The organism is Polyangiaceae bacterium (assembly GCA_016715885.1).
Lineage (GTDB): Bacteria > Myxococcota_A > Polyangia > Polyangiales > Polyangiaceae > Polyangium.
Map to the genome: position 1 here is coordinate 920,641 of JADJXL010000015.1, position 19,376 is coordinate 940,016.

Below are 19,376 nucleotides of genomic sequence, written 5' to 3' on the forward strand. Positions count from 1 at the left end.
GTGATGCGGCAGCTCGCCGCAAATACACCCACTACACGAAGAAAGAGGATGTCATGAAGGTCAAAACGAAAATCAAGGCTGGACCCGAGTGGGACGTTGCTGGGTAAGGCGCTTCAGTTCACTTCGCCGATTGCTGGATTACCTCCCCTCTCCTGATATCTTACGCCCCGATCATGTCCCTGCGCTCTGCCGATGAAGCAGAAGTGACCGATGCCGCCACGCCGGTTTCCACTTCGACCGACGCCCCCGCGCCCTCGTCTCGACCGAGTATCGTGCCGCCGTCGCGCACCGAATCGCGTCTCGACCATGTGCTCGAATTCGTTTCGTTCGTCGCCAAGTCGATCCCGCTTTCGGTTCTTCTCGACGAAGCCCCCAAGCGAATTTCGACCATCGTTCAAGCCGATGTCGTGTCACTCTTCTTGCTCGAAGGCAGCGGCGATGCCCTCGTTCTTCGCGGCAACGTCGGGTACCCCGTCAATGTTCGCGGCACCGTTCGCATGTCCGTCGGCGAGGGCCTCACTGGTGCAGCCGTCGCGTCGAGGCGCCCTGTCGCGGCCGTTCATGCGCCCGGCGACAGACGATGGCTCGCCTTTCCCGACATCGACGAGGGGCGCTTTCCTGTTTTTCTTGCCGTACCCATTCTCGGACACGATCGCGTCCTCGGTGCCATCGTCGCGCAACGTTCGGGCACGCGTGCGTTCAAGCCGAGCGACATCCGCTTGCTCGTCGCGCTCACCGCGCCCATTGCATCGGCCATTCGTCACGCCGAGGTTCTTCGCGAGCTGCGCGAGAAAAAACTTCGCCGCACGGGGGGCGGCACCCGCAAGCTCACGCTGCCCGGCGTGCCCGTCGTGCATGGTCGATCGCTCGGCGCCGTGGCTGCGCTGAGGCGCCCTGCCACGTCACCTCATCGCAAGTCATCGGAGGACGATGCGAAGAACTTGCGAGCTGCCTGGAGCACCGTTGAAAAAGGTTTGTCCGGGCTCTTCACGCGCGCGCAGCGCCTCGGCCTACTGCGTGAAGCGGGTTTCTTGTCGAGCTACGTGCTCATGGCGGGTGACGAACGCATGCGCGAGCGCGCGTTCGAGCTGATCTCCAAGGGTCAAGGTGTTGCCGAGGCGCTCGGTACGATCGCGCGTGAAGCCGTTCGAGCGGCCAATGGCATCGTGGGTGATCCGTTTTTGCAGGATCGCGCGCGCGACATCGAGGATCTTTGCGATGCGCTCATCATGCTCGCGTCTCCCGATGCGCGTGCCGAGCTTCCGTCGAAGGCTGTGCTCATCGGCGAAAAGCTCACCGTGTTCGACTTGCTCGTGTCGGCGAGGGCAAACCCGGTGGGCGTCGCGCTCAGCGAACGCGTTCCGGGTCCTCGCACGCGGGTGCTCATGCAGCTCCTTGGAATTCCCGCGATTACGCAGGTGGAGGGCTTGTTTCAGTGGGCGTCGCCGGGTGACGTCGCGCTGCTCGACGCGGACCATGGGTTTCTCATGATAAACCCATCGCGCGCCGAGATGGCGACGGTTCGGGCTGAGCGGAAGAAGAGCACCTCACCTTCCAGCTCGCTCGCGAACGATGTTGGAGAAGGCGAGAACGGTGCCTAGTCGGGCGTAGCTGTTCGCTGGTTTTCTTCGTCCACGCGAGGCCACCGGCGCTTGCACGATCATCCACACTTGGCAAGCGGTAAATGGTGACGGGCGCTGCCGCACCGAGACGGCTTTGTACGGTGCCTGGGATGCGTCCATGCGGCACGTACGATGATGTTGACGCCGGTACACATTCGGTTTATCGCGTTGTTTTCCAGCATTCGTCTCGAACTTCATGCCGGAGGGACATCATGGCGCAGATGCCTCGCGATTCCGATTCTTCAGATAAACACAAAGGCACGGTACGGCGGCACATGAGGCTTTGCAAAGCCGTCAAGGGAGCCGACTTTCTCATTGCGAACATCGAACCGCATTACACGCGTCTCGTTGGCACCATGTCCGACAAGGAAAAGGCCAACGAGGCCGAGGACGACGCGCAGGACGACCGCGACCTTCGGGGGCGCGAAGGGGCGGATGTTTTGCGCACGGTATCCGAGCGTGCCAAACAAAACGATCGCGATATGCCGGGCGATGGAGCATTTGCTCGCGTTTATCCCGAGGGTGGGTTCAGCGAATTCGTTGCGAGCAATGGCACGACATCGGCCGCATCGTGTCGGCTGATTGCCGGGCGCATTCGTGATTTGGGCCAGAATCATCCTTTGGCGTCGTACGAGGCCGAATTGGAGGCCAAAGCGGTAGCTATCGACGACGCGCAGAAGGGTTTGGACAATGCGCTTCGTGCTCGAAAGCTCGCCGAGGCCGAGGACGAATTGGCGCAAGCTGCATTGCGTCGCGCATACGAAGAAAATTGGCTCGATGCGCAAAAGAAGTTTGGCAAGGCCGCGGCCGAGCGTCTCTTTCCGCGTCTGCGCAAGCGCGCGTCGTCGGGCGGCGACGACGGCGGCGAGACCTGAACGCGCTTTTGCATTGCGGAGACATGGCGAGCGCGTTCCCGTGGCATTGCGCATCGGCGCAGATGCGGCGAGGACGCGCTCGGCGGGGCTACGCGGCGGCGCAGATGCGGCGAGGACGCGCTCGGCGGGGTTACGCGGCGGCGGAGGGGTAGCGAGGACGCGCAAGGCGTGGCTATGCGGCGGCGCAGGGGCGGCGAGGACGGGCTCGGCGGGGCTACGTGGCGGCGCAGGGGCGGCGAGGACGCATATGGCAGGGCCATGCGGCGGCGCAGGGGCGGCGAGGACGCGCTCGGCGGGGCTGCGCGGTGGCGGCGGGCGGGGTGGAGGCACGCGCGGAGCATGCGTGGACCTTTGAAAATGGATGGGACCATTTTCAGTTTGGGGCGCGTCTCTCATTGCGTCGCGAGGATTGGCATTGCGAAGTCCGGCGACATCTAAAGAACAACCGTACCCTTCGCTGCTCTAATCGGATGTTACTCGGATGAGCCGGAACCCCGTTGGAGTGATAGTGCATCTCTCCACTCCATAAATACGAGCCTCATCCTCAATGGCTTTCGTAAGAGAAGTTCCGATTACTTCTATCTCCGACCATTGTGGATCATGCGCGAACTCGCCGTGGTGCTCGTCTATCATCTCCAACAATCTCATCACCATGTCGTCCGTGGTATCGCCATTACAGTGTTGGAAAGTGGTCACCCCATTTAGCAACGGATCGCCATTGTTTGAACGCTCGTCCCAGACGCGTTGTGCCCAGGGATCGTTCTCCGCTGACTGAACGATCCAGACATATGCAGTCCGAGCCAAATCGATCAGTCTGTGCCCGAAGTGCTCGTCTATGACCAAAACGATGCGATACATGAAACCTCTACTTTGGCAACTCGTCTGGCCTGGCTGGTCTCACCTCGAGAGGTGCGGACTTCTCATGCACATGTGGTGTAGGGACTCCGCGATCCGTATGCGGATTAGCGTATTGCGTATCAACACGTTTCACTTGGTCGAACCCCGAGGGATTTCGAGAGTTCGGCCGCCACTCGGCATATCCTGAAACCTTGCCGTGGGTGTTCGTTTTGAACGTGGAGTGCGCTCCTCCGGCAGAGGAATCGGGTGCAAGCCTGTTTCCGCCGCGACCTGCACCTCCGCCCCCGCCCCCTCTCGACCCTCCAAGCTTAATCCCACCGCCGATCGCAACCGCAGCGATCTGCGCAATCGCCTTCGCCACCCGATACCCATCTTCACCCGCCTTCGCATAGTCGCCCTTTCCGGCCGCGTCAATGGTTCCCACGAGCGCATTTTTCGCATCGAGGAGCGGGACGAATGCGTTCCCCACTTGCCCAAGCGCTGCCGCAACCGCGCCGAATACACCGTCCTGTTCGTATGCCTTGGCCGCCGCGCCCCCGATTCCGCCCCAGAAGTTGTACCCCTGCCACATGAAGTATCCCGGCGGGAACGTCGCGAAAATGACCATGCCCTTCGCGTAATCGATGACATCGTTCGCATATGCACCCGACGCCCCGCCGAGCACGTCGAGCATGATGTCTAGCCCGTCCGATGTATCCTCCTCGGACCCGTTCGGTGGCGCATCGGGCTGAAATGCTGGTCGGTCGCCCGTCGTCGTCAAATCGCCCGGATCTCGCAACGCGCCCAATTCGGCGGCCTGTTCAGGCGTTTCCCGCTTTTTCCCAAAGACCCATACCTCGAGTGGCCCGCCGGCTGCAACAGGGTTTCCGTTGTTATCGAGCAGTTGCGGCGCCGCGCCCGCTTCCTCCCCCGTAAACCCACTCGGATCCGTATATTTCAGCGGGTTGTTCGCGACATATGCATACCGATTCCAGTTCTGCCCCGAAAGCGGATTCGCAATGAACGGATCCGCCGTCAAAAAGCGTCCCAGGTTCGGATCGTACACACGCCCGCGCATGTAGACGAGCCCCAGCTCCTCGTCCCCCAAGTGCCCGGTAAAACCAAAGGTCGTACCGGCCGTCAACGTGCCCGGGGGCTTGCCCCATTCAGGATTTCGCCGCGCACCGAATGGATCATAACTGCGCCGCTCGTCCACTCCGCCATTCTCGTTCGAAACGACGTCGATCGATCCCAAGTGATCGGTATGCAAAAATTGCGTTTTCTTGCCCGCAGAAGACCGCGTCACGACCGCGACAGTACGCTCACTCGACCGCACGTGATACCGGTGCTCGACGTCACTCGTTTGGATGTTCGTGACGCGTTCATAAAGGTCGTCCATGAAGATGGATTCCACGACGCCCGTCGTTTTGCGAATGCGCCTCCGATTGCCGTCGTAATCGAATGTCGTCACGTCGCTGTTTTGCCAATTGATTTGCTTGGGCAAATCGAATGCCCGGTATTCGACCGTAGCGTCCGGCCGGCTGGTTTGATTGCCGACCGCATCGTGGAAATAGGATCCGAGGTTCGTATTGTCGACGATGTGCGGGCGCAGGGGTCGTAGGTGTACGTGCCCGCGGCGGTGGTGGATGTGAAATTGCCACTCGGCGCGTACTTCCATTCACGAGCACAAGGCGTCTGGCCATCGAACCACGCGCAACGGAGTCGCTGCAGCGCATCGTATTGAAACGTTTCGACCCTGCCGAGAAGCTGTAGCGAGAACTCCCGGCAACAGGAGTTGTCGCCATGTGCGCGCCAGTGTTACATCGTGATCACAGCCATCCGCAGGGGCATAGAAGATCCGCGAACAGGGAACGATTCATGCATTCACTCGATTTTCTTTAGGGTGAACCGCACGTCCTTGAGTGGCACCAGCACGTCCCGTCCACCAGTCCTCAAGAGAACATGGTCGAATGGGGGGCATTCCAGGTACCAACCATTGGCTGAACGGCTGGCAAAGCGATCCAGTTGCAGTCCGGTATCCGGGAACTGTACATACTCACCCAACAACACGTCGCAAATACCGTTTCCATCACGCAGAACGCAATGGACTGCGTGGGTTGGCTCTGCATCTGGCTCCCAAACCCTATAACCTCGCGCATTGCATTCTGCACCTTCGCCGTATTGTTCAATGAATGTTTGTGGATTTACTGCAACAGCGGCCTCCACTATCATTTCCCAGTTGGCTTGGGCCCAATCCGCAAGAACCTCCTCCTTGTCACGACCTGCCATCTGTTGCGCCAGGGCTGTCATAGGGTGCCAGCCTGCGCGCAGCACGGTTAAGAATACCCCGATGGCCTGGTTCAATCGTGTGTTCAGTTCTGCCTGTATCATCGGAGCCACTCCAGGTCCTGTGGTGTAGGATCTCTTTTCAATCCGTGCGAATGCGGCTGCGCATTTTCAAATTGCACACGCTGCATTGTTCCAGGTGGCGCATTCGGGTTGGTATTGGGAACATATTCCTTTACTCGTTTTGGGGACACGTCAAGAACGCTCTTGTCTGGAAACTCCACTCGCGCACCGGGCGTGCCCTGTCTTGTGGTACGTTCGTTGAGATATCGTACCGGGCCCTGCACGCCATTGTAGCCCGCTCTTGGGGGTCCCGCCGGACGACCTCCACCCCCTCCAAGCTTGATTCCACCGCCAATCGCCCCGAGCGCAATCCCTGCAAGGACCTTCGCCGCCTGATACCCATGTTCACCGGCCTTCGCATAGTCGCCTTTCTCCGCCGAGTCAACCGTTGCGGCGAGCGATATTCCGACGAGGGCAAGCGGATTCAGCGTGTTGACAGCTCCCGCCAGCGCGCCGAATACGCCGTCCTGCTCATATCCCTGAACTGCGCCATTGGCGAGGCCACCCCAGAAGTTGTACCCCTGCCACATGAAGTATCCTGGCGGGAACGTCGCGAAAATGACCATGCCCTTCGCGTAATCGATGACATCGTTCGCGTATGCACCCGACGCCCCGCCGAGCACATCGAGCATGATGTCCAGCCCGTCGGATGTATCTTCCTCGGACCCGTTCGGTGGCGCATCGGGCTGAAATGCTGGTCGGTCGCCCGTCGTCGTCAAATCGCCCGAATCGCGCAACGCGCCCAATTCGGCGGCCTGTTCAGGCGTTTCCCGCTTTTTCCCAAAGACCCATACCTCGAGTGGCCCACCGGCCGCAACAGGGTTTCCGTTGTTATCGAGCAACCCTGGTGGAGCCGCGGGGTCCTCCCCCGTAAACCCACTCGGATCCGTGTACTTCAGCGGGTTGTTCGCGACATATGCATACCGATTCCAGTTCTGCCCCGAAAGCGGATTCGCAATGAACGGATCCGCCGTCAAAAAGCGTCCCAGGTTCGGATCGTACACGCCCGCGCATGTAGACGAGCCCCAGCTCCTCGTCCCCAAGTGCCCGGTAAAACCAAACGTCGTACCGGCCGTCAACGTGCCTGGGGCTTGCCCCATTCAGGATTCCGCCGCGCACCGAATGGATCATAACTGCGCCGCTCGTCCACTCCGCCATTCTCGTTCGAAACGACGTCAACCGATCCCAAATGATCGGTATGCAAAAACTGCGTTTTCTTGCCCGCGGAAGACCGTGTCACGACCGCGACTGTCCGCTCGCTCGACCGCACGTGATATCGGTGCTCGACGACGCTTGTTTGGAAGTTCGTGACGCGTTCATAGAGATCGTCCATGAAGATGGATTCCACGACGCCCGACGTTTTGCGAATGCGCCTCCGATTGCCGTCGTAATCGAATGTCGTCACGTCGCTGTTTTGCCAATTGATTTGCTTGGGCAAATCGAACGCCCGGTATTCGAACGTAGCGTCCGGCCGGCTGGTTTGATTGCCGACCGCATCGTGGGAAATAGGATCCGAGGTTCGTATTGTCGACGATGTGCGGGCGCAGGGGGTCGTAGGTGTACGTGCCCGCGGCGGTGGTGGATGTGAAATTGCCACTCGGCGCGTACTTCCATTCACGAGCACAAGGCGTCTGGCCATCGAACCACGCGCAACGGAGCCGCTGCAGCGCATCGTATTGAAACGTTTCGACCCTGCCGAGAGGCATTTGTAAATGGTCGGTGCGCGTTTCGAGGTTCTGCTGGCCATTACCTCGTTGTTGTAGGGTCGTTTCATCCACCGACGCCGGGACCAACTCCCACAGGGCTGAGCAGTCGAACAAGCATTTTGTTCACAAGCGCCCGAACTGGCCGTAGGTGTCACCCACCGGTCTGCTGGCGGAGCTCGAGATGATTTCGTATTCCGTTACGCGAGATCGCTTCAGTCAACGCGGAGATGAATTCCACGGCAATCGCTTCGCTAAGAACTATCTCCACGTGATCAGGAGCTTCTGGATCCAGTGCGGGATTGTAGCTGATGCCCTCCGCGGTCGTCGCCCAACCGCATGCAAAAAAACCCGCACGGATTCTACCCCACACGTTGAAGATTCGTTTATCATGTGTCGGCGCAGGAAGCACAGGATCTTCAGACCGCAGAAGCCTATTTTGAAGCACCAATACGTGGAGAAGTGTCGTTAGTTGAAGTATCACCTCCCACTTGATGACCACCTCAATGGTTTGATCAGTAGCGTTAACTTTGATAACGTCGCCGTTGTTATCAAATACGATCCGAATCGTTCCTCCTCCCGAATCATGGGTACTTGCTGCCACCAACCCAGCAAGCTTAGTGACGGTCGTCGCGTGAAACGAATATGCCGTGCCCCACAGCTCCATACTATTTACATCTCCTCACGGCGTTGTCCGCAAGTCCAATTCTGCAGCATTAACGAGGACTTGTTCGAGCAGTAGCCGTCTCACGGCTTCAAGACGATGAAGGTGTTTCCTGCTTTGGCAAAATCATGCTCGCCCGTCGCCGTCTCTAGGCCAATCAACTGGTCGCGCCTTATATGAACATAGAGGTCCCATTCGTCCGAGTATCCGCAAATCGGACACGTCGTCTCTGCAACGGCATCCACAACCACATGGCTGATGCCTGGAGAACCAGTTTGGTTGCCACCCCATTGCAGCACGTCGCCAAGTTGGTACTCGACTTGCCTGACATTGCCGTACTTGAACTGCCCCACAACCTCTACAGGTTTGTCGCACTTTGGGCAGATGGCCTGCCCACGGACTGTATTGAACGCGCCCATCAAAACCTCTCGAAAGGCAGCTTAGCTGCAATTATCCGTGATGATGACCGCTATGGTACACCTTTGCTCAGCTGGTGACTATTGGCCCATTGCTTTAGCGAGCGCATCTCGAAGGTAGCGCACTTCGCGCACGAGCCGCGGGACGTCCTGACGAGCGTTTGCGATGAAATCGTAGTCGGCTATCGATGCACCGCTCAGCTCGATGTCGGCACCGCCTGTTTGAATGAAGCTCGAGCCTGACTCGTGGTCCCGATCTTCAACGTAGGCCTTCCAGGGGCCAGGCGTCGCAGCGTCACAGAGTTGCTGTATCCGAGCTATGTCTGCTTCTGTGAGATGATCCCAAGGCATGGTTACCGTCCTCGACTGGGGTTGAGAATGGTCGGTGTAAACAATTGCTCAGCCTGTTGTGGCGTAATTCCGGACATTGTCGCATGATAGGGATTCCGTGGGGTCGGACTTGCCACAACCTCGCCACCTGCAGCGCGAATCTGGCCCGCAGTTGTAACGCCAAGCTGTCCGTTTGGAATGTTGCTGCTCGCCTCTTGTACAGTGGTCGCGGTGTTGACCGAAACTCCCTGTAGCCGGCCAGCTTTATCAAGAGTAACACCGCTACCGTTGGCAAATCGCTCGGCAGTGCAGGTACCGCCACGACAAACAACGGCTCCATCCGGTATTCGCCCTTTCCCTCCGCCAAGCTTGATTCCACCGCTGATCGCCCCCAGCGCAATCCCTGCAAGAACCTTCGCCGCCTGATACCCGTGTTCACCGGCCTTCGCATAGTCGCCTTTCTCCGCCGAGTCAACCGTTGCCGCGAGCGAAATTCCGACGAGGGCAAGCGGATTCAGCGTGTTGACCGCTCCCGCCAGCGCGCCGAATACGCCGTCCTGTTCATATCCCTGAACTGCGCCATTGGCGAGGCCACCCCAGAAGTTGTACCCCTGCCACATGAAGTATCCCGGCGGGAACGTCGCGAAAATGACCGCGCCTTTCGCGTAATCGATGACATCGTTCGCGTATGCACCCGACGCCCCGCCGAGCACGTCGAGCATGATGTCCAGCCCGTCGGATGTATCCTCCTCCGAGCCGTTCGCCGGCGCATCGGGTTGAAATGCTGGTCGGTCGCCCGTCGTCGTCAAATCGCCCGGATCGCGCAACGCGCCCAATTCGGCGGCCTGTTCAGGCGTTTCTCGCTTTTTCCCAAAGACCCATACCTCGAGGGACCCGCCGCCTGCAACAGGGTTTCCATTGTTATCGAGCAACCCTGGTGGAGCCGCGGGGTCCTCCCCCGTAAACCCACTCGGATCCGGTGCGCGTTTCGAGGTTCTGCTGGCTGTCGTTGGTGAAGGACAAGCTTTGCATCACCGCTTGTCCCGTGGTGAAAATCGTCGAGACGCGACCACGCGCTTCGTCATACGCGCGGATCGTCTTCGCCGGATTATGCCGAGGAGAAAGCGGACGATGATTCGATAGATGGAACACCGATACCCGCAGCCGTGCGAGCTAGCGCAAAAATGAGCGCATGACTTAGTCCGAGCGCACGGTCCTCTCTGAGACCCCACTCGACCTCGCCTTCTTTCTCATTCCACGCGATACCGTCTCCTCCAGTCTCCCATGACAATAGCACCATTCCTTTGGTGCCGTTTTCGATTCTAACCGAAAACGTGACCGGCGTGCCGCCGACGAATTCCCAGCCATTGGATTCACCTCGCAGCCACATATTTTGAGCAACGAGCACCTGCAGGAGGCCAGCCAAATGAAGGGCGACATCACGACTGACTGCTATTTCGGTTACGGGCCCATGCTTGCAACGAGGATCTTGGTCCCCAAATGCGCCCCAAATCCAGCCAGGAAATTGGTCGGTTGTCGTTGAGACGAAAATTCCGACCAGTCTCTTGGGCTCCTGTTCCTGAAGGAGGAAAGCCCCTCCTGTCCTTTCGGAGTTCATTTGCACCTCATACCGACGCCATCGATTGCGCCTTGTCGTTCAATGGATCAATCCATCCAGCTTGGCGAGCCGGGTCGGTACCAGTCTTGCGTTCTCAGCCACCGCTCGTACTCGAAGTATATTCTTCTCACACCGTCGGGTGTCGCCCGGATCTCGTCAAACTCAACGATGAGCCGGAACAGCACGTCGATTGCATGTTTCTCATTAATGGGATTGCTTCGCACCATTTCGTGCGGCGTTGACGTATTTGGGAAGGCCGCGTGAAGCACTAGGGTTGACCAAGTTAGATTGTTCCCGAAACGAAGTCGCGTGATCAGCCACTCACGGAATCCCGTGAGCACGCCACCGTCGCACGCTAAATCATAGCCCAGTACGAGCGCGCAGACGGCTTGATATGTTGGCTCCGCGATGTACATTCCAGTGCGTGACCGGATATCCTCGAATACTGCACGGAAGTTTTTCATTGGCTAGAACCCGAAGTTGATGTGGCCGGAGTACTCCCATAGCGCTTTGTATTCCGCGATTGATGCACCCTTGCCGCCGGTAAAGGCATCATACACACGGCCTCCCTTGACAACGACTTCATGATGCGACCATCCCCAATTCTGCCCTCGATATCCGCCAAGTGTCGGTGCACCCGAGATTGGGGTAATTCGTTTGATGTCGCCACCGATGTGTTTCTGGATTTGTGTAGCAGCCCGCTCACATCCAGTTGCACATGCCGGATTCTTAATATCGCGTGGGTGCCAGTTCGAGCTTCGAATCGGGCCCGCGGGTGACTTCGCAGACCCCAACTTGATCCCCGCCCCAATCGCCCCGAGCGCAATCCCTGCAAGAACCTTCGCCGCCTGATACCCATGTTCACCCGCCTTCGCATAGTCGCCTTTCTCCGCCGAGTCAACCGTTGCGGCGAGCGATATTCCGACGAGCGCAAGCGGATTCAGCGTGTTGACTGCTCCCGCCAGCGCGCCGAATACGCCGTCCTGTTCATATCCTTGAACTGCGCCATTGGCGAGGCCACCCCAGAAGTTGTACCCCTGCCACATGAAGTATCCTGGCGGGAACGTCGCGAAAATGACCATGCCCTTCGCGTAATCGATGACATCGTTCGCGTATGCACCCGACGCCCCGCCGAGCACGTCGAGCATGATGTCTAGCCCGTCGGATGTATCTTCCTCGGACCCGTTCGGTGGCGCATCGGGCTGAAATGCTGGTCGGTCGCCCGTCGTAGTCAAATCGCCCGGATCGCGCAACGCGCCCAATTCGGCGGCCTGTTCAGGCGTTTCTGCTTTTCCCAAAGACCCATACCTCGAGGGACCCGCCGCCTGCAACAGGGTTTCCATTGTTATCGAGCAACCCTGGTGGAGCCGCGGGGTCTTCCCCCGTAAACCCACTCGGATCCGTATACTTCAGCGGGTTGTTTGCGACATATGCATACCGATTCCAGTTCTGCCCTGAAAGCGGATTCGCAATGAACGGATCCGCCGTCAAAAAGCGTCCCAGGTTCGGATCGTACACGCGCCCGCGCATGTAGACGAGCCCCAGCTCCTCGTCCCCCAAGTGCCCGGTAAAACCAAACGTCGTACCGGCCGCCAACGTGCCCGGGGGCTTGCCCCATTCAGGATTTCTCCGCGCACCGAATGGATCGTAACTGCGCCGCTCGTCCACGCCGCCATTCTCGTTCGAAACGACGTCGATCGATCCCAAGTGATCGGTATGCAAAAACTGCGTTTTCTTTCCTCCTGTAGACCGTGTCACGACCGCGACCGTCCGCTCACTCGACCGCACGTGATACCGGTGCTCGACGACGCTTGTTTGGAAATTCGTGACGCGTTCATAGAGATCGTCCATGAAGATGGATTCCACGACGCCCGACGTTTTGCGAATGCGCCTCCGATTGCCGTCGTAATCGAACGTCGTCACGTCGCTGTTTTGCCAATTGATTTGCTTGGGCAAATCGAATGCCCGGTATTCGACCGTAGCATCCGGCCGGCTGGTTTGATTGCCGACCGCATCGTGGAAATAGGATCCGAGGTTCGTATTGTCGACGATGTGCGGGCGCAGGGGGTCGTAGGTGTACGTGCCCGCGGCGGTGGTGGATGTGAAATTGCCATTCGGCGCGTACTTCCATTCACGAGCACAAGGCGTCTGGCCATCGAACCACGCGCAGCGGAGCCGCTGCAGCGCATCGTATTGAAACGTTTCGACCCTGCCGAGAGGCATTTGTAAATGGTCGGTGCGCGTTTCGAGGTTCTGCTGGCTGTCGTAGGTGAAGGACAAGCTTTGCATCACCGCTTGTCCCGTGGTGAAAATCGTCGAGACGCGACCACGCGCTTCGTCATACGCGCGGATTGTACTTACCGCATTGTTTCCGAAGCGCTCGCCGGAAATGAAGCCATTGCGGCTGACGGCGGCGAGCGTCCACAAGTCGTCCGTTGGGTCTACCTCATTCACGCGAACCAGGTGCGCGGCGTCGTCATAATGGTTTTCCACCACGAATGGCACGCCATCGGCCGGTGGGTAGGTGATCGTTGACAGCCGGCTCTGTGGATCGTAGTCGAATCCGATCGTAAAGGTTTCGCTACCCGTGTTTAGCTCCGTCGCAACGGTTCGCCCCGCTGTGTCGTAGCTCCAGCGTCGATTGACGCCGGTCGGGCTCAGCACAGCAGCAATCGCTCCAATCCCATTGGCGGCAGTATCGTACGTCCAACGCGTTTCACCATCGACGTCGAAACGCTGTACCATGCGGCCAAGGCGATCATAGAAAAACTGCGTCGGCCGGCCGAGCGCGTCGAGCGTCGAACGTGCCTCGCCAAACCCGCTGTAATGTGTGATGGTCGTGCCACGGTCGGGGTCGGTCAATGTGCGTACGCGGCCCGCAGCATCGCGTAATGTCGTCGTTACGGCACCACCGGGGTCCGTTACGGTTCGTACATAGCCGAATGGACCGTACGTGTACGAGGTGATGCCGCCAAGGGCGTCCTCGACTTCTATGGGGCGTCCCAGGCCATCGATTTCGGTGGTGGTCATCCCCGCGCCCGGCGAAACGACACGGACCTTCGTGCCCTCGTAATGCGTTTCGGTCGCCGTGGCCCACGGGGAAACGTGCTTGGTCACGCGCCCAAGGTTATCGCGCTCGAATGCGTGGTACTTGCGCTCGGCGAGCAGCGTAGATTCCCATATTGGCACGAGCGTGCGCTTGACGAATTCGCCGCGATCGTCGTATTCGGTCTCCTGGAGCATTCGGGGGCCGAGGACCCCGTCGATGGTGGTTCCGCGCGACCATTGCCGAATGGGGCGCCCAAGGCGATCGAGCTCGACCAAGTCTTGCGCCCACCCGGGTGTGCTCGTGGATATACGGACGACATATTGGTCTTGTTGCGGTCCGCCGTCTTGCGTCCGCGTCACGATCGTCGCCGTTTCCGTGCCATCGGGCCGTTTCTCCAGCGTGACACGACCATACTCGTCATAGGCCCATTGTGTGACCCGGCCATTCGGGTCGATACCCGCGAGAGGCGCGCCAAAGCCGGGATGAAACTTCGTAAAGGTTATGTGACCTTCAGGGTTTCTTTGTGAATATGGAAATACCCCTTCGGGCTCATACGCCGTGCAGGCTATGCGCTTACCCTCGAACGCATCTTGCGCTGTGGTTTTCGTGATATTTCCATATGAATCACGTTCGAATGCTACGCGCACCCAAGTATCCGCATCGCCTGGTGTACTCGTTGTCGATGATTTGAGCCGCGCGAGGGCATCGTGGACGTGTTCCGCAAGCCGACACGTGGTGCCTCCCGCGCCGCTCGCCGTACTGCATTGTTCATCGGTCTTGAGCAGCCCAATCTGCCACTTGGCGGGATTGTTCTTGAAGGTCCGCGTCAACTTGTCGATGAGGTCGGCTTGTGAATCCAGGCTCCCGCCGAACAAGGTGAATTCGCGCCCGAAGAGCGTTTTCTCCTCGAGGACATTGCCAAAATGGTCAAAGTCCAGCACCGTGCGAATCGCGTCGGACAAACGCGTCGTATCGGTGGCGCCGTAATACGCATCCCGCGCGTATCCCTCGTGGCTTCCCTTGTAACCAACTGCCCATACGACCTCGTTGATTCGACCTTGCTCGCGACGGATGCGCGTAGACACGGGCAATGTGAAGTACGAAGTGCCGTTGTTCGTGGGAGCAACTTGGAGCGTCGTCGTCTGAAACGACAGCTCGAACACCAGATCGTCATTATCGAGCGTTGGCGTCCACGAAATCACTTCCGATGGTTGCCCAGCAAATGGAAAACTATTGAAAACCGAGTCATAGGTCGTGTTGTCGTAGAGCTCGAGCCGTCCGGCATTTTTGTCGACATCCAGCACGACACGCTCGGCAAATCCCAGGAGCCCTCGACCCAAACGATGATATCGTGCGTCTCGATAGAACAGCTCGAATCGCCGTGCCTCTGCGCCGCCCATGTCCCTTTCGTACGCCTTGACGACGCGCCGCGAGCCTGCCACGCATCGAATCGGATATTCGCAATCCTCGCCTTTGTCGTATGCATTGGACTGCGCAAGCGTACCGTATTCGATTGCCACTTGCGGGCGAAATGCTGGGTGGCTCGGGTCGTAGGGCGCCATTCCATCCGTAATGGTTGCAAGCGAATCGGCGAATTTTGCGCGGTTACGAAACACGTGAAACGTGTTTCCGATGGGGAGCAAGACATCATTGGCTCCATCTCCATCGGCCTCGAATACGCGCGGTGCCAAAGGATGCGCGAGCGACACGCCCTCCTGCGTAAATAGTGTGTCGAAAGGAATGCCCGCGGGAACGGGCGAAAACGTTCCGTTGCCATTCGATCGAAGAATGACCCAGGATGTGCTGCCCTCCTTCATCGGCAAGAGTAGGTCTTGACGCCCGTCATTGTCGAAGTCGATCGCCGTTGCCAAATGTGCAAATTCGTCGGCCGAAAAGACATTGCCTGGTATCGCGTTGACTCGCGTGCGAAACCCTCGACCGGTATTGATGAAAACCCACAATTGATGATCGCTGTAACCAGTCTGCACGGCATCGGACAAACCATCGCCATTTGCATCAAGAAAAAACATGCCGCCACCTGCTGGCACCCCATCGATATTTTGTAGGGTGAACACATAATCGCCAGCATCACGTCGCGAAATTGCAGAATAGTTATTTTGGGGCTGTGGAGTCCCGTTGGATAGGACCATTTCACGCACGAGCAATTCAGCTTTGCCGTCGCCATCCACGTCAACAGTGTATGCTTCCGAATCGCAGGGTTGAATGCCCAGCACCGGAATTGCTTCGGTTGTCGAAGAAAACCCCGTCTCCGTCCATGCCCGGTACGTCCAATCATAGAAGACGGCTCCTTTCGTACAGGTGACGATATCTGCCATTCCATCGCCATCCATGTCGAGCAGATGCGCCGAAGCTTCCGGACCTTTCAGGCCAGTGGGAGCGGTCTGTCCGCCAGGAAATGGTCGCGTGATCCCCGTATTGATCTTCTCGAAATTGTCATTCGGAAGTGTGCGCAGCACTTGCCAGTTCGTCGAGGTGCCATTGACGTCGTGCAAGAACAAGTCCTGGCGACCGTCATGATCGAAGTCAATGGGCGTAGCGCGTTCGCGATATACAGGCCGGTCGATTATCAGATTGAAATCCAGGAAGTACGCCGCTGTATAGGTATGCCCAAAAAAACCTTCGGTAGCACCGCGGTTCGTCGCTGTATAGAAGCGCGACACCGGGACGCCAGATGGTTCGCCGTCGATCATCACGATATCATCGATCGCATTCCCATCGAAGTCGGTGGTAATGACCGACGCTCCCTCGTACTGCGGAATCGGCAGGTCCGTTGCGACTTGCTCGAATCCTGTAGGGGGCGCATTCCACGTGAGCCGCGTCGGCGGCTTGCACGGACCTCCGACGTCGGCGCATTCGGATACCTGAACCATTTGCGAGCGTCCGGTCGTCGCGCTGACTCCATAGCCGAGTGCATACCGTCGCACGAGTGCATTACCAGGCCCGCGCATCTCAATCGCGGTGAGCAGTTTGGAATCGCGAAGCTCCATGCCGCCAGCAAACGTCGTCCGAATGGCCGCAGGTGGTCGCAAGTTGTACTGGAAATCGACACTTCGAGTGGCGGGCAGATTTGCATGGCCGGTGTACGATATGCGCACGGGAAGCAATTCATTCGTATATGGCTGCGCAGGATCCTCCGTCGTATTCTTCGTGTTGGAATACGCGTATTCTATGAAATTGTCACTTCGATCCGTCGTTCTCGCCACCCACCATGCGCGGTATGCGCCATTCTTTGCGAGCGCCCGGCTGTCCTCCGTCGACCCATAATCGACGGTGACGCCATCTTTCGTGAACACGCGGAAGCTCTTGGGGCCCAGCGATGAATCCCAACCCGACGGGAAGAATGCCTGCACTTTGCTGAAGGAATCTGGAATCGTACGGTATTCGTCAAACCCGCCGCCCTTTCCTACGAGCACCAATCGACGGCCGTCCATGCAATACGCATCCGTATCGTCATAAGCGATCGGCGCAATCACTCCATCCTGCGCTCGATTCTTGGGGCATCGGGTAATACGAGAAAAACCCTGGAGCGAACAACCGACTCCTTGCGGCCCGTCTCCCGCGCCATCGCATACCAATGAGATTTGCGGCGCCATGCCCGCCCGTCCCGGCACCGGAACGAGCGGAATTTCATATCGGGGATCGCCCGCGGCATTGACACTGAACACGCCTTCGATCGCGCCCGCATTGGCCGGTTCATTCGTTTGAATCAAATCCGGTGGGAATTGCGCGCCTGATGTAGGGCACACCGATTGACCCGGCGGCGAGGGCGAATCACCGGGAGGAGGCGGCTCGCCCTCCTTTGGCTCTCCGTTATGGCCGCCACCGTGGGCGCGCGTAATTCCGCTCAATGTCGAAAGCAAAAAGAGCAGAAACGGAACGACGCTGTGAAGTCGAGCACGAGAAGCCGGAAGGGAGGGTGCCATGGTGCGATGGCATCGGATGCGTGCACTGTGGTCAAGGTGAAACCGACCATCCGTACCTGTTGAAACCCCGCCGAATCACGTGCACCGCCAAATGCAAGCAGATCCACGGACGTCGGTGTCAAGGCTGCACATTCCTTGGTGCACCAAGCATCAAAGCCAATCAGTTTCCCACGTAGCTTCTCCGCCTCATCTCACGCGCATGCACAACTGCACACGGGTGGCAAGCAAAATGAACGCGTGCGGCTTTCTCCGGCGATTCGCGCCGTGGAGAAACGGAAAACGCAAACGTGCAAGGAAACGTGCGACTTCGTCGCCGACGTGATCGGCTCGAAGCAACGAAGGAGTTCGAGGGGAGAGCGAGAACTTTGGGATGTTGGGGAGTGCGGCGATGAAGCGGCTTCAGGATGCCGGCTTCATCGGGCGCGGTTCGGGATTTTGCGCTTGTTGCGCTTCCTTCTTCGCACGCCACTGCGCGAGACGGCGGGTTTGACGGACTTTTTGCTTGGCACGGACGAGCGGTCGTTGCGGCATGCGCCCCCTATACCTCAGCCTCTCGAAAGGTGCCAGGCACCTGTGGACGATGCCTCGAAGGCGCTACGATGCCCTCGAGACCCGGCCATGAAAACCCTCGTCTGTCGGTGCGAAGACGTCACGCTTCACGAGCTCGAGGCAGCCATGGATCGTGGCTACCGCGACATCGAATCCGTCAAGCGTTACACCGGCTTCGGCACCGGATTCTGCCAAGGCAAGTGGTGTCTCGCCCTCTGCGCACGCCTCGTGCGCGAACGCGGAGGCGACGTGGACAAACCCATCACGCCGCGTCCTCCGTACCATCCCGTCGAGCTCTCCGTGCTCGCAGGCCTCGACGAGCTCGACCTCTGCGGCGGCGGACCGCATGACGACGGTCAGCACGGCAAACGCTGAAAATCGTTGATGTTTCGGCGGATCAAGCGACCCGGACGGCGCGAGGCTCGTCGCCTCCGTGCAGGGCGATGTAGTCGGCTCGTAGGCCAGGACAAACATCGTAGAACTTGCAGCCGCTACATCCGGACGGTTTTACGCCGCCCGAGAGGCGCGAATCTTTCAAGTCGAACACATCGTCCGGCGTCACCACTGTCACGAGATCCGCGCCCGGATGATGCACGTGCTCTTCGTATCCCGACAGAAAACATCGCGGGATGTGGAGCGATCGCACATCGAGACCGCTGGTTCGCGCAACGTCGAGCGCTTCGCGAACCTTCTCCGCGACGAGCGGCAAACGCGGCAGTTGATGCGTATTTTTCGCGTTGCCGTCCGTGAGCGACACGAGCCACAAACGAAACTGCTTCACGCCTTGTTCGGCCAGCGCGAGCACCCACGCACGCACGTCGCGGTACGTGTCCTCTTTCAGGATCAAGTCTGCGACAGGATTCAGGTTTCGCTCGACCAAATTCGCGATCGCTTGCCTCCTGAGCGCCGCTGTTTCCATGCGTTGCACCGTCGCTTCGTACGCGTCGTCCGTGAACGCATGCATCGACACGTGAAACTGATTCACGCCCGCATTGGCCAGCATCTCGAGGTACGGCATGTGCGCGTAACGCAGTCCGTTCGACGCCACCTTCACATCGACGAAACCGCGCTTTTTCGCGTACTTCACGAGCGTCGGCAGATCGTTTCGGATCGTCGGTTCACCTCCCGTGAACGCAACCTCGCGAAAGCCTCGTGACGCAGCCCGATCGATCTCTCGCGCCACGCGCTCCGTCGGCAGCGCTCGCAGTCGCATCTCCTGCGTGATCGTGCAGTACGTACACGCCAAGTTGCAGTCGTAACCGAGCACCACGTCGAGCAGCGCCATGGGCCCATCGTACTTCGTGCCAGCGCTCGTGCTCGCGTTTTACTTGCGCTCTACGGGGCGTTGGTCCACGTTCCG

At 58.8% G+C, this 19,376-nt stretch carries 16 protein-coding genes; 4 read left to right on the plus strand and 12 right to left on the minus strand.

Annotation, left to right across the window (positions count from 1 at the left end; translation table 11 throughout):
* The first annotated feature begins 173 nt into the window (after window positions 1-173).
* From IPM54_17295 to IPM54_17305, 3 genes are all read left to right on the plus strand, one after another.
* Window positions 174-1,601 (plus strand): GAF domain-containing protein, encoded by a 1,428-nt coding sequence (locus IPM54_17295; GenBank protein MBK9261547.1) that lies wholly within the window; start codon window positions 174-176, stop codon window positions 1,599-1,601.
* Between the two features lie 233 nt (window positions 1,602-1,834).
* On the plus strand, window positions 1,835-2,497 hold the full coding sequence (locus IPM54_17300) for a hypothetical protein (GenBank protein ID MBK9261548.1): 663 nt from the start codon (window positions 1,835-1,837) through the stop codon (window positions 2,495-2,497).
* Window positions 2,498-2,537: 40 nt separating this feature from the next.
* Complete coding sequence (locus IPM54_17305) at window positions 2,538-2,852, plus strand: hypothetical protein (GenBank protein ID MBK9261549.1); 315 nt, start codon at window positions 2,538-2,540, stop codon at window positions 2,850-2,852.
* Between the two features lie 510 nt (window positions 2,853-3,362).
* On the opposite strand, the gene IPM54_17310 is transcribed toward IPM54_17305, so the two are convergent.
* The 11 genes from IPM54_17310 to IPM54_17360 all read right to left on the minus strand — a co-directional run bounded on the left by IPM54_17310 (window position 3,363) and on the right by IPM54_17360 (window position 17,467).
* The gene (locus tag IPM54_17310; protein MBK9261550.1) at window positions 3,363-5,012 is read right to left on the minus strand and encodes a hypothetical protein; all 1,650 of its coding nucleotides are present in this window, start codon (window positions 5,010-5,012) and stop codon (window positions 3,363-3,365) included.
* Window positions 5,013-5,218: 206 nt separating this feature from the next.
* Window positions 5,219-5,725, minus strand: coding sequence for a hypothetical protein (locus IPM54_17315; GenBank protein ID MBK9261551.1), 507 nt, complete (start codon window positions 5,723-5,725; stop codon window positions 5,219-5,221).
* Window positions 5,722-6,843 (minus strand): hypothetical protein, encoded by a 1,122-nt coding sequence (locus IPM54_17320; GenBank protein ID MBK9261552.1) that lies wholly within the window; start codon window positions 6,841-6,843, stop codon window positions 5,722-5,724. Before IPM54_17320 ends, IPM54_17315 begins: the two co-directional genes overlap by 4 nt.
* Entirely contained in the window at window positions 6,819-7,382 is a 564-nt protein-coding gene (locus IPM54_17325) for a hypothetical protein (protein MBK9261553.1), read from the minus strand. Before IPM54_17325 ends, IPM54_17320 begins: the two co-directional genes overlap by 25 nt.
* A gap of 218 nt (window positions 7,383-7,600) precedes the next feature.
* Window positions 7,601-8,113 carry a hypothetical protein gene (locus IPM54_17330; protein MBK9261554.1) on the minus strand — a complete coding sequence of 171 codons (513 nt, stop codon included), beginning with the start codon at window positions 8,111-8,113 and terminating at the stop codon, window positions 7,601-7,603.
* Window positions 8,114-8,193: 80 nt separating this feature from the next.
* Complete coding sequence (locus tag IPM54_17335) at window positions 8,194-8,529, minus strand: hypothetical protein (GenBank protein ID MBK9261555.1); 336 nt, start codon at window positions 8,527-8,529, stop codon at window positions 8,194-8,196.
* Window positions 8,530-8,607: 78 nt separating this feature from the next.
* Complete coding sequence (locus tag IPM54_17340) at window positions 8,608-8,877, minus strand: hypothetical protein (protein ID MBK9261556.1); 270 nt, start codon at window positions 8,875-8,877, stop codon at window positions 8,608-8,610.
* Between the two features lie 2 nt (window positions 8,878-8,879).
* Window positions 8,880-9,788 carry a hypothetical protein gene (locus IPM54_17345; GenBank protein MBK9261557.1) on the minus strand — a complete coding sequence of 303 codons (909 nt, stop codon included), beginning with the start codon at window positions 9,786-9,788 and terminating at the stop codon, window positions 8,880-8,882.
* A 176-nt stretch (window positions 9,789-9,964) separates the two neighbouring features.
* Entirely contained in the window at window positions 9,965-10,474 is a 510-nt protein-coding gene (locus tag IPM54_17350) for a hypothetical protein (protein MBK9261558.1), read from the minus strand.
* 467 nt (window positions 10,475-10,941) lie between these two features.
* Entirely contained in the window at window positions 10,942-11,772 is an 831-nt protein-coding gene (locus IPM54_17355; GenBank protein ID MBK9261559.1) for a hypothetical protein, read from the minus strand.
* Window positions 11,750-17,467: a VCBS repeat-containing protein gene (locus tag IPM54_17360; GenBank protein ID MBK9261560.1), complete on the minus strand. Its 5,718-nt coding sequence runs from the start codon at window positions 17,465-17,467 to the stop codon at window positions 11,750-11,752. Before IPM54_17360 ends, IPM54_17355 begins: the two co-directional genes overlap by 23 nt.
* A 618-nt stretch (window positions 17,468-18,085) precedes the next feature.
* Between IPM54_17360 and IPM54_17365 the strand changes: the two genes are divergently transcribed.
* Entirely contained in the window at window positions 18,086-18,391 is a 306-nt protein-coding gene (locus IPM54_17365) for a (2Fe-2S)-binding protein (GenBank protein MBK9261561.1), read from the plus strand.
* 22 nt (window positions 18,392-18,413) lie between these two features.
* Here the strand turns inward: IPM54_17365 and IPM54_17370 are convergent, their stop codons facing one another.
* Entirely contained in the window at window positions 18,414-19,301 is an 888-nt protein-coding gene (locus tag IPM54_17370; protein MBK9261562.1) for a radical SAM protein, read from the minus strand.
* Window positions 19,302-19,376 lie beyond the last annotated feature (75 nt).